Below are 14,128 nucleotides of genomic sequence, written 5' to 3'. Positions count from 1 at the left end.
CGGAAGCCACCCCCGGCCTCAGCCGGTGAGCGCCGCCAGGGCCAGGTCGACGTCGTCCTCGGTGGTGTAGAGGTGGAACGCGGCCCGGACCCGCCCGGCGCGGACCGCCGCCCGCACCCCGGCCCGCGCCAGCTTCTCCTGCGCGTCCGGCACCTCGACGACGACGATCGCGCTGTCGCCGGGCGGGCGGCCCAGCCCGGTGAGGAACCGGTTGGCCAGCGCCACGTCGTGGGCGTGCACGGCGGGCAGCCCGATCTCGGCGAGCAGTTCCAGGGCCGGTGCCGCGCCGACATAGCTGAACCAGGCCGGCGAGATGTCGAAGCGCCGGGCGTCGTCGGCCAGCCGCAGCGGCGGGCCGTAGTAGGACGACTGCGGGTCCTGACCCGCGTACCAGCCGGCCGCGTCGGGCCGCAGCCGCTCGCGCAGGGCCGGGGCCAGGTAGGCGAAGGCCGCGCCGCGCGGGGCCATCAGCCACTTGTACGCCGCCACCGCGACCACGTCGGCCAGCCCGGCGTCGAAGGGCAGCCAGCCGGCGGCCTGGGTGGCGTCGACCGCGACGAGGGCGCCGTGCGCCCGGGCCGCCGCGACGATCGTCTCGTACGGGGCGACGGTGCCGTCCGAGGACTGCACGAGGCTGAACGCGACCAGGTCGGTGTCGCCGTCGATCGCGTCGACCAGGCCGGCGAGCGGCACGGTGCGGACCCGCACGCCTCGCCCCTCCTGGACCAGCCAGGGGAAGAGGTTGGAGGTGAACTCCTCCGCGGGGACGACCACCGTCGCGCCGGCCGGGAGGGCCGCCGCCACCGGGGCGAGCAGCTGCGAGGCCGTGCTGCCGATCGCCACGTCCGCCGGGGCCACCCCGACCAGCCGGGCGAACGCGGTGCGGGCCCGGCCGACCGACTCGCCCCAGCCCTCGAAGGAGACCCGCCCGGCCCGCCAGTCGGCGAGCACGTCCTGCACCGCCGTCCAGGCCGGGTCGGGCGGCAGCCCGTAGGTGGCGGTGTTCAGCCAGCCGGGCTCCGGCTGCCACAGCTTCTGTGCCTGTTCCAGGTCCATGCCACCGACGCTAATGATCGTGGTCGGGCACCGGGACGGCCAATTCCCGCCTGGTGGTCCCACCCGGTCACGCCGGCCGGCCCGCCGGTCGGGTCCGACGGGCCGGGGTGGGCGGTCGGCTCAGGCCGGCGCGTCGGCCAGTGCGCCGGGACGCCCGGCCGGCTCGGCGCCCTCGTCGTCCGGCTCGTCGTCGAGCATGGTCGTCTCGTCGAACGGACGCTGCCCGCTGAGCACCGCCTGGGCCTGGGCCCGATCGAACTCGCCCGTCCAGGTGCCGACCAGCACGGTGGCCACCGCGTTGCCGGCGAAGTTGGTCAGTGCCCGGGCCTCGGACATGAAACGGTCGATGCCGACGATCAGGCCGACCCCGTCGACCAGGTCCGGCCGGTGCGACTGGAGGCCGCCGGCCAGGGTGGCCAGGCCGGCGCCGGTCACCCCGGCGGCGCCCTTCGAGGCGATGACCATGAAGGCCAGCAGGCCGATCTGCTCGCCGATCGCCATCGGCTTGCCAAGCGCGTCGGCGATGAACAGCGCGGCCATCGTCAGGTAGATGGCCGTGCCGTCGAGGTTGAAGGAGTAGCCGGTGGGGACGGTGATGCCGACCACCGGCTTGCTGACGCCGAAGTGCTCCATCTTGGCGATCAGGCGGGGCAGCGCCGACTCCGACGACGAGGTGGACAGGATCAGCAGGAACTCCCGGCCCAGGTAGCGCAGCAGGCCGAAGATCGAGACACCCGACACCAGGCGCAGCAGCGCGCCGAGCACCACGATCACGAAGATCAGGCAGGTGGCGTAGAAGCCGAGCATGATCTGGGCCAGGCTGGTCAGCGCGTCCACGCCGGTGGCGCCGACCACCGCGGCGATCGCGCCGAACGCGCCGATCGGGGCCACCCACATGATCATCGCGAGCACCTTGAAGACCAGGCGCTGGACGACCTCCACCGCACGCAGCACGGGCTCCCCGCGCCGGCCCATGGCCTGCACGGCGAAGCCGACCAGCAGGGCGACGAGCAGCGTCTGGAGCACCGAGCCCTCGGTGAGCGCGGAGAACAGCGAGGTGGGGATGACGCCGAGCAGGAACTCGACGGTGTCACCGCTCTCGCCGCCCGCGGCGGACTTGCCCGCGTCGGCCACCTCGGGGCCGAGGTTCAGGCCCGAGCCGGGATGGACGATGTTGCCGACCACGAGGCCGATGGCGAGCGCCACCGTCGACATGAGCAGGAAGTAGCCGAGCGCGAGGCCGCCGACCTTGCCGACCCGGGCGGCCTGCCGGACGGACCCGACGCCGAGGACGATCGTGCAGAAGATGACCGGGCTGATCATCATCTTGATCAGGTTCACGAAGCCGGTGCCCAGCGGCTTCAACTCCTTGCCGACCTCGGGCGCGGCGAGGCCGACCACGATGCCGGCGACGACGGCCACGATGACCGCCAGGTAGAGGAACCGGGTCCGGTCCCGGCGGGCCGGCCGGGCGGTCTCGGGGGTGGGTGTGGTGGTGGTCTCCATGCCCACAATGTGAGGCCGATCTCACTACGGGGCACGCTTGCGTTCATTCTGTTCACCCGCACAGCACACGGCCGAAACCGCACCGGCGGGTGCGCCAGACTTGCCGACGACCGGCGGAGGGAGGAGGGGAACGTGGCCCGACGGCAGTGGAGCATCGCGGGGCAGCTCTTCGCCCTCCAGGCGGTGGTGGTGACGCTGCTCGTGCTGGCCGGCGCGGCCGGCGCCGTCTGGCTGGCGCGCAGCGACTCCCAGCAGGCCGCGGAGGACGAGGTGCTGGCCGTCGCGCAGGCCGTGGCCGGCTCCCCCAACGTCCGCGCGGCCCTCACCGCGGCCGACCCGTCGGCCGCCCTCCAGCCCTACGCGGAGGCCACCCGGGTCGCCACCGGAACGGACTTCGTGGTGGTGATGGCCCCGGACCGGACCCGCTACTCGCACCCGAACCCGAAGCTCATCGGGCAGCCGTTCATCGGCGACATCGGCCCGGCGCTCTCCGGCGACCCGTTCACCATCACCAACGTCGGCACGCTCGGCGAGTCGGTGCGCGCGGTGGTCCCGGTGTACGACGGCGGGCACCGCATCATCGGGCTGGTCTCGGTGGGCATCACGACCAGGGCGATCAACCGGAAGCTGCTCGCCCAGGTGCCGGTGCTGCTCGGCGCCGCCGCGCCCGCCCTGGCCCTCGCGGCCACCGGGTCCTGGCTGCTCAGCCGCCGGCTCCGCCGGCAGACCCACGGCCTCGGCCCGAGTCAGATGACCCGCATGTACGAGTACTACGACGCCGTCCTGCACTCCGTCCGCGAGGGGTTGCTGGTGCTGACCCGGGACCGCCGGGTGGCGCTGGTCAACGACGAGGGCCGGCGGCTGCTCGGGCTGGCCGACGACGCCACCGTGACCGACCGGCCGGTCACCGGGATCGACCTGCCCCCGGCGGTGGCCGAGCTGCTCGACTCCGGCCGGGACGCGCACGACGAGCCGATCCTGGCCGGCGACCGGGTGCTGGTGGCCAACCAGCGGACCACCCGATTCGAGGGCGCGGTGCTCGGCACCGTGCTGACCCTGCGCGACCAGACCGAGCTGCGCAACCTGGCCAGCGAGCTCGACTCGGTCCGGGCCCTGACCGAGGCCCTGCAGGCGCAGACCCACGAGTCGGCGAACCGGCTGCACACCGTGCTCACCCTCGTGGAGCTGGGCCGCACCGACGAGGCCGTCCGGCTGGCCACCCGCGACCTGGCGATCGCCCAGCAGCTCACCGATCGGGTGGTCGGAGCGGTCACCGAACCGGCGCTGGCCGCCCTGCTGCTCGGCAAGTCGGCGCGGGCCGGCGAGCGCGGCGTGGACCTGGTGATCGACCCCGACTGCCGGCTCGACGACAGTCCCCTGCCCACCACCGACCTGCTCACCGTGGTCGGCAACCTGGTCGACAACGCCCTGGAGGCGGTCGCCGGCACCCCGCCGCCGCGCCGCGTGCAGATCTTCGTCGGTACGGTCGGCGGCGACCTGGTGGTCCGGGTCGGCGACAGCGGACCCGGGCTCGACCCAGACCGGGTGGCGGACGCGTTCCGGCGCGGCTGGTCCACCAAGAGCGCCGGCCGGGGGCTCGGCCTGGCGCTGGTCGGGCAGGTGGTCCGCCGGCACGGCGGCACGTCGGAGGTGGTCCGCACCGGCGACGGGGAGACCGTGTTCACCGTCCGGCTGCCGGTGGCGGGGGTGGAAGGATGAACGACGTCCGGGTGCTCGTGGTGGAGGACGAGCCGCTGCTGGCCGAGGCGCACCGGGCGTACACCGAAAGGGTTCCCGGTTTCGTGGTGGTCGGCGTGGCGCACACCGCGCGGGACGCGATGGCGGCGCTGCGCCGGCGCGGCGGCGCGGACGTCGACCTGGTCCTGCTCGACTTCCGGCTGCCCGACCTGCACGGCCTGGACGTGTGCCGGGCCCTGCGGGCGGCGGGCAGCAGCGTCGACGTGCTCGCGGTGACCTCGGCGCGCGACCTCGCGGTGGTCCGCACCGCGGTGTCCCTCGGGGTGACCCACTACCTGCTCAAGCCGTTCACCTTCGCCGCCTTCCGCGACAAGCTGGAGCGCTACGCCGAATACCGGCGGCAGGCCCTGGCCGACGGCGAGGTGGCCGCCCAGCACGAGGTGGACCGGATGTTCGCCACTTTGCGCGGCGCGACCCGGCACACCCTGCCCAAGGGCCTGGACGAGCAGACCCTGCACACCGTGCTGGCCGCCCTCGGCGACGGCGGGCTCTCCGCCACCGAGGTCGGCCACCGCACCGGGATCTCCCGGGTGACCGCCCGGCGCTACCTGGAGTACCTGGTGTCCGCCGACCGCGCCGTCCGGGCACCCCGCTACGGCACCCCGGGCCGCCCGGAGGTCGAGTACCGGCCGGTCTGACGCGGGGTGGAGCGCAGGGGCCGGGACGGCTAGCGTCAGGCCCTCAGCCACTCCGGAGGTCGTCGATGATTCTCGAGATCCGCACCTACCGCCTGAAGCCCGGCACGATCGACGAGTTCGTCCGGGTGATGCGGGAGGAGGCCGCGCCGCTGCTCGGCCGCTTCGGCATCCGGGTGGTGGCCGGCGGGGCGTCCCTGGCCCGCGAGGACGGCCACGAGGAGGCGTACCTGATCCGGGGTTTCCCGTCCCTGGCCGTGCGGGACGCGCAGGAGGAGGCCTTCTACGGCAGCGAGGCCTGGCGCGACGGCCCCCGCGACGCGATCCTGTCGCGCATCGAGAGCTACCACACCGTGGTGCTGGAGACCTCCGACGCCGCCGCCGACGTCCTGGGCGGTCAGCGGCTCTGAGTCACCCCTTCCCGCCGCGGCGACGCAGCAGCCGGCGCAGCCGACCGGCTTCGGCCTCCACCACCGAGGCCCGCGCCGGATCCGCCGGGTCGATGCCCGCATTCTCCAGTCGCTGTTCCAGCGCCTCGAGACCGTGCGCGTGGCGGAACGTCTTCTCGGCCCTGGTGATGGGCAGCAGCCAGAGCACCCGGACATGACCCTCGGGGAAAGCGCAGACCTCCAGCTCGGGGCCCCACAGGTACGGCAGGCTCACCAGCAGGTGGTCGCAGCGCGACCCGGGCTGCCACGGCCGCCCGATCGGGACGGTGTGTCCCAGGTCCAGCGTGTTCCGGCCACCCGCGGCGTGGTAGTACGCGTTCATCGTCACCGTCTCCACGTGCCGGTCGGACGGCTCAGCGGTGTACAGGACGAACTCGAGACCGTGTCCGTGGTGCTGGGTCGCATCCCACAGGCCGGCGCTCACGTACAGCCAGCCGCCCTCCCCCGGCCCCGGCGCGAGGCGGAAGACGTGGAAGTCGGGAACCCGCAGATGAATGGGCCCGGCGGCCGGCGGCAGCACGTCCAGCACCCGGGTGGGGAACAGGTTCCGCAGATGGTCCCGAAGGTGGACTGCGGAGGGCGGCAGTTCATGATCCACCGGCCGATCCTGCCACCGGACCGCCTCCGGTGGGAACGGGCAGGCCTGCCAGCGCGCCGCGGAGCTCCGCCCGGACCCGGGCCAGCGACCAGGAGGCGATCTCCGGCAGTGGATGGCGCTCCCGCAGCCGTCGCACCGCCGCCAGACCCACCAGGTAGCCGCAGCGCTTGGGCAGGTCCCGGGCGACCGGCGAGTCGCGCATGAGGAAGTAGGCCGCGTAGTGCTCCGGGTCGGTGGCATCGAGGTCGGCCGCGACCCGGCGCAGGATCTCCGGCCAGCGCCGGCGACAGTCGTCCAGCCACGAGCGGTGGCCGGGGTGGCCGAACCAGAGGTAGTCCTCGTCGGGCCGTCCGGGGTCGACCTCCGCCGACACCTGGGTGGCCAGTCCCTCGGTGAGCAGCCCGTTCGCCACCCCGTGCTCGGGCCAGTCGCGGATCCCGGCCCGGCGGTCGTGTACGACGTGCGCGGCCTCGTGCAGCACCAGAAGCCCGTCGTCACCGGGCGGACCCAGTTGCTCCACCGCGAGGAAGAGCGCGAACCGGCCGTCGAGTTCATCGGCCCAGCCGTTGGCCCGGTGCAGCCCGACCAGCACCACACACTCGACCGGGTCCCCGGCGTCCGACCAGTCCAGCGCGTCGCAAACCGCCGCCACGCCGGAGGGCAGCAGGGCGCGTACCGCCTCGGCGTGGGTGGTGAGATCCGCGGCCCGGTCGCGGAGCCTCAGCAGCACGTCCGCCAGATCCGACGCGCTGGACCAGGAGCCGTCCCTGTCCAGCGTCCGAAACACGTCCGGGTGCCGGCCCACGTAACGGCAGCGCCAGTGGTCGGACCAGTGTGACAGGGGTGCCTCGGCACACTCGTCGAGGCAGGCGAGGAAGTCCGGCACCAGATCGCGCACCCGGAGCAGATCGGTGGTGGGCACGTGCCGATGCTGCCGGGCCGTGCCCGGACCCGCCACCCCGACCGGGATGGGATCAGTCCGAACGCGGGGACTGTGGCGACCGGAGTCAGGCGGCGACGGGTGCCAGGAATCGGCGGAACACGGCGGTGACGAGCGCGATCAGCGCGGCGCTGAGGACGTTCACGGCGACGGCGATGAGTACCTGGCTCACGGGATGCTCCTGGGTCCGGCGGGCGGCGCACCGGGCGGCACGCCGCCGCCGAACCTAGGGCTCCCAGATGAAGTCGCCGTTTACTCTGCGTTATATCTGCTGGTCGCAGTCCTTCGCTGACTCGGTCAGCTCACGTTGGCCGGGCCGAGGACGCTCTTCAGGTCGCCCATGAGCGCGGTGGTGGCCGCCACCCGGAACGGGCCCAGGCGCAGCGTGGTGACCTTGCCGCCGTTGAGCAGCTTGACGTGCACCTCGGTGTCCCCCGGGTGCAGCACCAGGGTCTCCTTGAGCTTCTCGACCAGCGGCGGTGTGCAGCGGTGCACCGGGATGGTGAGGGTGACCGGCTTGTTCGCCGGGTTGCTGCTGATGTCGGGCATCTGCATGTCCATCGCCATGATCCGGGGCGTGTCGTCGCGGCGGTCCACCCGGCCCTTCACCACGACGATGGCGTCCTCGGCGATGTACTGCCCGATCACCTCGTAGGTGTTCGGGAAGAACAGCGTCTCCACCCCGCCGGCCAGGTCCTCCAGGGTGGCCGACGCCCAGGCCCGGCCCTGCTTGGTGACCCGGCGCTGCACCCCGGAGAGGATGCCGGCCAGGGTGACCACCGCGCCGTCGGGCACGCTGCCCTCCTCGGAGAGCGCCGTGATGGTGGTGTCCGCCGCCGCGCCGAGCACGTGCTCCAGCCCGAAGAGCGGGTGGTCGGAGACGTACAGGCCGAGCATCTCGCGCTCGAAGGCGAGCTTGTCCCGCTTGTCCCACTCCCCCTCGCCGATGACCGGCATCACTGTGGTGCTGCCGCCGGTGTCCGCGTCGCCGAAGCCGGCGCCGAACAGGTCGTACTGGCCGACGGCCTCCTTGCGCTTGACGTCGGCGTACGCGTCGATGGCGTCGGCGTGCACGGCGAGCAGGCCCTTGCGGCTGTGGCCCAGGGAGTCGAAGGCGCCCGCCTTGATCAGCGATTCGATGGTCTTCTTGTTGCAGGCGACCGCGTCCACCTTGGACAGGAAGTCGTAGAAGTCGGCGTAGTCGCCCTTCTCCTCGCGGCACCGCATGATCGCGGCCACCACGTTCGCGCCGACGTTGCGCACGGCGGCCAGGCCGAACCGGATGTCCTCGCCGACCGGGGTGAACGGCCCGGCCGAGGTGTTGACGTCCGGCGGAAGGACCTGGATGCGCATCCGGCGGCACTCGGAGAGGTAGAGCGCCATCTTGTCCTTGTCGTCGCCGACGGAGGTGAGCAGCGCCGCCATGTATTCGGCCGGGTAGTGCGCCTTGAGGTACGCGGTCCAGTACGACACCAGGCCGTAGGCGGCGGAGTGCGCCTTGTTGAACGCGTAGCCGGCGAACGGGACGAGGACGTCCCACACCGCCTGGATGGCCTCGTCGGAGTAGCCGCGCTCGCGGCAGCCGTCCCGGAACGGGATGAACTCCTTGTCGAGGATCTCCTTCTTCTTCTTGCCCATGGCGCGGCGGAGCAGGTCGGCCTGGCCGAGGCTGTAGCCGGCGAGGATCTGCGCGGCGCGCTGCACCTGCTCCTGGTAGACGATCAGGCCGTAGGTGGGGGCGAGGATCTCGCGCAGCGGCTCCTCCAGCTCCGGGTGGATCGGCGTGATCTCCTGGAGGTTGTTCTTGCGCAGCGCGTAGTTGGTGTGCGAGTCCACGCCCATGGGGCCGGGCCGGTAGAGCGCCAGCACGGCGGAGATGTCCTCGAAGTTGTCCGGCTTCATGAGCCGCAGCAGCGAGCGCATGGGCCCACCGTCGAGCTGGAACACACCCAGTGTGTCGCCGCGGGCCAGCAGCTCGTAGGCCGCCTGGTCGTCCAGCGGCAGGCCCAGCAGGTCCAGCTCCTTGCCGTGGTTGAGCTGGATGTTCTTGACCGCGTCGTCGATGATCGTGAGGTTGCGCAGGCCGAGGAAGTCCATCTTCAGCAGCCCGAGCGACTCGCACGTCGGGTAGTCGAACTGCGTGATGATGACGCCGTCGGAGTCCCGCCGCATGAGCGGGATGTGCTCGATGATCGGCTCGGCGGACATGATGACGCCGGCGGCGTGCACGCCGGTCTGCCGGATCAGGCCCTCGATGCCCTTGGCCGTCTCGATGACCTTCTTGACGTCCGGGTCGGACTCGTAGAGGCCGCGGATCTCGCCCGCCTCCGCGTAGCGCGGGTGCTTCGGGTCGAAGATGCCGGACAGCGGGATGTCCTTGCCCATCACGGCCGGGGGCATCGCCTTGGTGATCCGGTCGCCCACCGCGTACGGGTAGCCGAGCACCCGTGCCGAGTCCTTGATCGCGGCCTTCGCCTTGATGGTGCCGAAGGTGGCGATCTGCGCAACCTTGTCCTCGCCCCACTTGTCGGTGACGTAGCGGATCACCTCACCGCGCCGGCGCTCGTCGAAGTCGATGTCGACGTCCGGCATCGAGATGCGCTCGGGGTTGAGGAACCGCTCGAAGATCAGGCCGTGCGGGATGGGGTCCAGGTCGGTGATGCCCAGGGCGTACGCGACCAGCGAGCCGGCGGCCGAGCCCCGGCCCGGGCCCACCGCGATGCCCTGGCTCTTCGCCCACTGGATGAAGTCGGCGACCACGAGGAAGTAGGACGGGAAGCCCATCTGGATGATGACGCCCAGCTCGTACTCCGCCTGGACGACGTGGCCCTCCGGGATGCCGTTCGGGTAGCGGCGCTTCAACCCCGCGAAGGTCTCCTTGCGGAACCACGACTCCTCGGTCTCGCCCTCGGGGATCGGGAACCGCGGCATGAGGTTGTGGAACTCGAACATCCCGGCCGGGTCGACCTTCTCGGCCACCAGCAGGGTGTTGCGGCAGCCCTGCTGCCACAGCTCGGACGAGTCGACGGCGCGCATCTGCTCGGCCGACTTGACGAAGTAGCCGCCGCCCTCGAACCGGAAGCGGTTGGGGTCGGCGACGTTGCTGCCGGTCTGCACGCAGAGCAGCACGTCGTGCGCCTCGGCCTGCGCCTCGTGGGTGTAGTGCGAGTCGTTGGTGACCACCGGCGGGATGTCGAGCTTGCGGGCGATCTCGGTGAGCCCGTCGCGGACCCGGCGCTCGATGTCGAGGCCATGGTCCATGATCTCCAGGAAGTAGTTGTCCTTGCCGAAGATGTCCTGGTAGGCGGCGGCGACCTTGAGCGCCTCGTCGAACTGGCCGAGCCGCAGCCGGGTCTGCACGGCGCCGGAGGGGCAGCCGGTGGTGGCCATGATGCCCTCGGCGTGCTCGGCGATGAGCTCCATGTCCATGCGGGGCCACTTGACGTAGTGGCCCTCCATGGAGGCCCGCGAGTTCAGCTTGAACAGGTTGTGCAGGCCGTCGCGGTTCGCCGCCCACATGGTCATGTGGGTGATGGCGCCGTTGCCGGAGACGTCGTCGCTCTTCTGCTCGGGGCGGCCCCACTTGACCCGCTGCTTGTGGAAGCGCGACTCCGGCGCCACGTACGCCTCGACGCCGAGGATCGGCTTCACCCCGGCGGCCATGGCCTGCTTGTAGAAGTCGTTCGCGCCGTGCATGTTGCCGTGGTCGGTGATCGCCACCGCCGGCATGCCGAGCCGCGCGGCCTCGGCGAAGAGGTCCTTGAGCCGGGCCGCCCCGTCGAGCATCGAGTACTCGGTGTGTACGTGCAGATGCGCGAACGAATCGCCCATGCGTGGCGCCCCCCAGCTATGGATCTTGGGCGGTCGGAACCGACCGGGACCCACCCTACCGAGGTCAACTCCGCGGCTCCACCGGCCGCGCCGACGGTGGTCGACGTCTCCCCCACAGCGTTGTGCGCGGCACGACGCTATGCCGCTAGACAACAGTGTGTGCCACACAGTATCGTGTGATGCATGGTCGCCGACGAGATCCTCCGGACCCACCTCCAGGAACTGCGTCGGGGCACCGTCGTGGTGGCGAGCCTGGTCGCCCTGCGCCGCCCCGACTACGGCTACGCACTGCTGCAACGGCTCACCGGCCACGGCTTCCCGGTGGACGCCAACACGCTCTACCCGCTGCTGCGCCGCCTCGAGGAGCAGGGGCTGCTGACCAGCGAGTGGAACACCGAGGAGAGCCGACCGCGCAAGTTCTACCGGACCAGCGACGAGGGCGAGAGCCTGCTCCGGCGACTCCTCGACGACCTGGCCGCCGTCCAGACCTCTCTCACCAGCCTGATCGAAGGAGCGGAGCGATGAGCTCGCTGACCGACCGTTACCTGGCCGCCACCCTCCGGACGGTGCCGGCCGCCCGGCGCGCCGAGATCGAGACCGAGCTGCGCGGCTCGATCGAGGACATGATCGACGGCCGCCGCGCCGACGGCCGGGATGCCGACACCGCCGAACGCGAGGTCCTCACCGAGCTGGGCAACCCGGCGCAGCTCGCCGCCCGCTACGCCGACCGGCGCCTCCAGCTCATCGGCCCGACCTACTACCTGGCCTGGGAGCGGCTGATGAAGCTGCTGCTCAGCTTCGTCCCGGCCACCGTGGGGATCATCGTGGGCCTGCTGGAGGCCACCGACGGGAAGAACCCCGGCGGCGCGGTCGGCGCGGGCGTCGCCACCGCCATGGAGGTCGCGGTCCAGATCGCCTTCTGGGTCACGCTGGTCTTCGCGGTGCTCGAGCGGACCAACACGTCGCTGAACCTGCCGGCGTGGAGCGTCGACCAGCTCCCCGAGGTGCAGGCCAACCGGCAGATCACCCTGGTCGACGTCACCGCCGCGATCGGCTGGCTGGTGCTGGTCATCGCCTACCTGCCGATCCAGCACTTCCACTCGTTCGTGCCCGCCGGCGGCGACGACAACCTGCCGATCCTCGACCCGGCACTGTGGAGCTTCTGGCTGCCGTTCCTCATCGCCGTGCTCGTCGCCACCATCGGCCTGGAGATCGCCAAGTACCGGGCCGGGCGGTGGACGTGGCCGCTGGTCGCCGTGAACGCGGTGCTCGACCTGGCGTTCGCGGTGCCGGTCGTCTGGCTGATGTCGACCGACCGGCTGCTCAACCCCGACTTCGTCGACCGCTTCGAGTGGCTCGGGCGCGAGGAGAACCTGAACACCGTCGCCACGATCGTGGTGGCCGGCACCGTCCTGGTCGTGGTCTGGGACATCGTCGACAGCGCGATCAAGGCCTACCGCAACCGGCACTGAGCCCGGCGACCGGTGCGGCCCGGCACCCACGCGGGTGCCGGGCCGCGCCGGTTCAGTCGTTGGCGGATCGGGCCCGCCACTCGCGGTCGAGCAGGGCGTACACGGCCTCGTCGGTCCACTCGCCCTTGACGAACTCGTTCTCCCGCAGGTGCGCCTCGCGGCGCATGCCGAGGCGCTCCAGCACGCGGGCCGAGGCGGTGTTGCGGGCGTCCAGCCGGCCGACGATCCGGTGCAGCCCGAGGCCCTCGAAGCCGAGCCGCAGCATCTCCCGGGCGCCCTCGGTGACGTACCCCCGGCCGGTGTGGTCCGGGTGGGCGACGTAGCCGATCTCGCCCTGCCGGTGCTCACCGCTGGTCCAGCTGAGCAGCACGTCGCCGACGAACTCCCCGGTCGCCGCCACGACGAGGGCCAGGTTGAGCACGTCACCCGGCGCGCGCAGCGCGGTGCGCCGCACCATCCGGTCCACCGCCGCCCGCGCGGCGGCGTCGTCGTAGGGCTCGTGGTAGAGGAACCGGGTGACCTCCGGCCGGCCGCGGTAGTCGCGGACCACGGCCAGGTCGTCGGGGGTGAAGGCGCGCAGCAGCAGGCGGTCGGTGCGCAGCGGCAGGTCGGGAACGAGCATGCCGGCAGGGTACGGGCGCGCTGGCCGGCCGGTCAGCCGGGTTTCCCCGGTGGGCGGCCCAGAGTTGCGTCGGCTGCCGGACTCGTCCGGGGCGTCCGGGCGGCGGCGGGAATAGCCTGGAGGCCCGGCCCACCGGCGAGCACTGGACGAGCTGATGCCTCTCCCGGACGGTACCGACGCCCTGGCCCGGTCGGCCGCGCGCGGCGACCCGCGGGCGCTCGACGCGCTGCTGGTCGCCGTGCGGCCCGAGGTGCTGCGCCAGTGCGCCCGCCTGCTGCCCCACCGGCAGGACGCCGAGGAGGCCTGCCAGGACGCGCTTCTGGCACTGGCCCGGGGGATCACCCGGTTCGAGGAGCGGTCGTCGTTCCACACCTGGCTCTACCGGCTCACCGCCAACCGGGCGCGCTCCACCTACCGGGTCCTGCGCCGGCGCTGGCAACTGGAGGCCGGCGGCGTGCCGCTGCCCGACCCGCCCGATCCGCGGCGGACCAGCGTGGTGGCCGGCACCCGGATCGACCTGCTCGACGCGCTCGACGCGGTCCCGCCCGAGCTCGCCGAGGCGGTGACCCTGCGGGACGTGCTCGGGCTGAGCTACCGCGAGATCGCCGGCCTGCTCGACCTGCCCGAGGGAACCGTCAAGTCCCGGCTGCACGAGGCCCGCCGGCAGGTCCGGCAACGGATGTCCGATGGCTGAGCCGCCGCGCCGGGACGAGGTCCGCGCCAAGCACCAGGCCCGCGGATCACGAGCCGCCGCCCTCGCCGCCCTCGCCGTCCTCGGCGCTGTGCCGGGCTGCGCCGACCGCCCGGTCTCGCCGTTGCCGGTCCGGCCACCGACCCCCGCCGCCACCACCGTCGGCGCCGCCGCGCCGCCCACGACCGCCGGTCCCGCCCCGGCGCCGTCGACGGCCGCGCCACCGACCCGGAGCCCCGCGCCGACCCGGAGCCGGACGCCCCGGCCGACCCCGTCGTCGGCGTCGGCCGCGCTGCCGGGCGCCTGCCTCGGGGCGGTGCGCTACGACCTGGTCCTCGCCGAGACCGAGCTGGCACTGCTGAAGTCGCTCTGTCTCGCGACCGGCGGGGTGCTGCGCATCCGCGGCATCGGGCCGGGTCAGGTCACCGTGGACCGGGAGGATCTGGTGTCCCGCAGCTACGAGGCCGGCGTGGTGGACATCCGGTTCGTGCGGGCCGGCACCGTCGTGGTGACCATCCCGCAGGAGGGCCGGGCGTACCCGATCACGGTCGTGGTGGTCTGACCGGGCGC

At 72.5% G+C, this 14,128-nt stretch carries 13 protein-coding genes; 7 read left to right on the top strand and 6 right to left on the bottom strand.

The features are described from left to right. Positions 1 to 18: 18 nt before the first annotated feature. Positions 19 to 1,056: an aminotransferase class V-fold PLP-dependent enzyme gene (locus GA0070214_RS16285; protein ID WP_091263655.1), complete on the bottom strand. Its 1,038-nt coding sequence runs from the start codon at positions 1,054 to 1,056 to the stop codon at positions 19 to 21. A 120-nt stretch (positions 1,057 to 1,176) separates the two neighbouring features. Beyond that, complete coding sequence (locus tag GA0070214_RS16280; RefSeq protein WP_091263653.1) at positions 1,177 to 2,562, bottom strand: cation:dicarboxylate symporter family transporter; 1,386 nt, start codon at positions 2,560 to 2,562, stop codon at positions 1,177 to 1,179. Positions 2,563 to 2,694: 132 nt separating this feature from the next. On the opposite strand from GA0070214_RS16280, the gene GA0070214_RS16275 reads away from it, so the two are divergent. The 3 genes from GA0070214_RS16275 to GA0070214_RS16265 all read left to right on the top strand — a co-directional run bounded on the left by GA0070214_RS16275 (position 2,695) and on the right by GA0070214_RS16265 (position 5,365). Then, complete coding sequence (locus tag GA0070214_RS16275) at positions 2,695 to 4,281, top strand: ATP-binding protein (RefSeq protein WP_091263651.1); 1,587 nt, start codon at positions 2,695 to 2,697, stop codon at positions 4,279 to 4,281. Beyond that, a complete protein-coding gene (locus GA0070214_RS16270) occupies positions 4,278 to 4,958 on the top strand; it encodes a response regulator (RefSeq protein WP_091263649.1) in 681 nt (226 codons plus the stop codon). Before GA0070214_RS16275 ends, GA0070214_RS16270 begins: the two co-directional genes overlap by 4 nt. A 65-nt stretch (positions 4,959 to 5,023) precedes the next feature. After that, entirely contained in the window at positions 5,024 to 5,365 is a 342-nt protein-coding gene (locus tag GA0070214_RS16265) for an NIPSNAP family protein (protein ID WP_091263647.1), read from the top strand. A gap of 1 nt (position 5,366) precedes the next feature. Here the strand turns inward: GA0070214_RS16265 and GA0070214_RS16260 are convergent, their stop codons facing one another. The 3 genes from GA0070214_RS16260 to dnaE all read right to left on the bottom strand — a co-directional run bounded on the left by GA0070214_RS16260 (position 5,367) and on the right by dnaE (position 10,773). Next, a complete protein-coding gene (locus GA0070214_RS16260) occupies positions 5,367 to 6,002 on the bottom strand; it encodes a suppressor of fused domain protein (protein ID WP_208602795.1) in 636 nt (211 codons plus the stop codon). Then, on the bottom strand, positions 5,992 to 6,924 hold the full coding sequence (locus GA0070214_RS16255) for a DUF2268 domain-containing putative Zn-dependent protease (RefSeq protein ID WP_091264028.1): 933 nt from the start codon (positions 6,922 to 6,924) through the stop codon (positions 5,992 to 5,994). The genes GA0070214_RS16260 and GA0070214_RS16255 overlap by 11 nt, the downstream gene beginning before the upstream one ends. 315 nt (positions 6,925 to 7,239) lie before the next feature. Then, positions 7,240 to 10,773: a DNA polymerase III subunit alpha gene (dnaE, locus tag GA0070214_RS16250; RefSeq protein WP_091263643.1), complete on the bottom strand. Its 3,534-nt coding sequence runs from the start codon at positions 10,771 to 10,773 to the stop codon at positions 7,240 to 7,242. Positions 10,774 to 10,956: 183 nt separating this feature from the next. Here dnaE and GA0070214_RS16245 point away from each other — a divergent pair, with 183 nt between their 5' ends. Further along, a complete protein-coding gene (locus GA0070214_RS16245) occupies positions 10,957 to 11,298 on the top strand; it encodes a PadR family transcriptional regulator (RefSeq protein ID WP_091263641.1) in 342 nt (113 codons plus the stop codon). Beyond that, positions 11,295 to 12,245 (top strand): permease prefix domain 1-containing protein, encoded by a 951-nt coding sequence (locus GA0070214_RS16240; protein WP_091263639.1) that lies wholly within the window; start codon positions 11,295 to 11,297, stop codon positions 12,243 to 12,245. Before GA0070214_RS16245 ends, GA0070214_RS16240 begins: the two co-directional genes overlap by 4 nt. A gap of 52 nt (positions 12,246 to 12,297) precedes the next feature. Here GA0070214_RS16240 and GA0070214_RS16235 read toward each other — a convergent pair whose 3' ends face one another. Then, on the bottom strand, positions 12,298 to 12,867 hold the full coding sequence (locus GA0070214_RS16235) for a GNAT family N-acetyltransferase (RefSeq protein ID WP_091263638.1): 570 nt from the start codon (positions 12,865 to 12,867) through the stop codon (positions 12,298 to 12,300). 154 nt (positions 12,868 to 13,021) lie between these two features. Between GA0070214_RS16235 and GA0070214_RS16230 the strand changes: the two genes are divergently transcribed. Next, positions 13,022 to 13,561 carry an RNA polymerase sigma factor gene (locus GA0070214_RS16230; protein ID WP_091263636.1) on the top strand — a complete coding sequence of 180 codons (540 nt, stop codon included), beginning with the start codon at positions 13,022 to 13,024 and terminating at the stop codon, positions 13,559 to 13,561. Next, entirely contained in the window at positions 13,554 to 14,120 is a 567-nt protein-coding gene (locus GA0070214_RS16225; protein ID WP_244167733.1) for a hypothetical protein, read from the top strand. Before GA0070214_RS16230 ends, GA0070214_RS16225 begins: the two co-directional genes overlap by 8 nt. Positions 14,121 to 14,128: the final 8 nt, after the last annotated feature.

This window comes from Micromonospora chaiyaphumensis (genome assembly GCF_900091435.1).
Lineage (GTDB): Bacteria > Actinomycetota > Actinomycetes > Mycobacteriales > Micromonosporaceae > Micromonospora > Micromonospora chaiyaphumensis.
The sequence above is the reverse complement of the archived record's forward strand: the minus strand, read 5'-3'. Positions and strand labels throughout refer to the sequence as shown.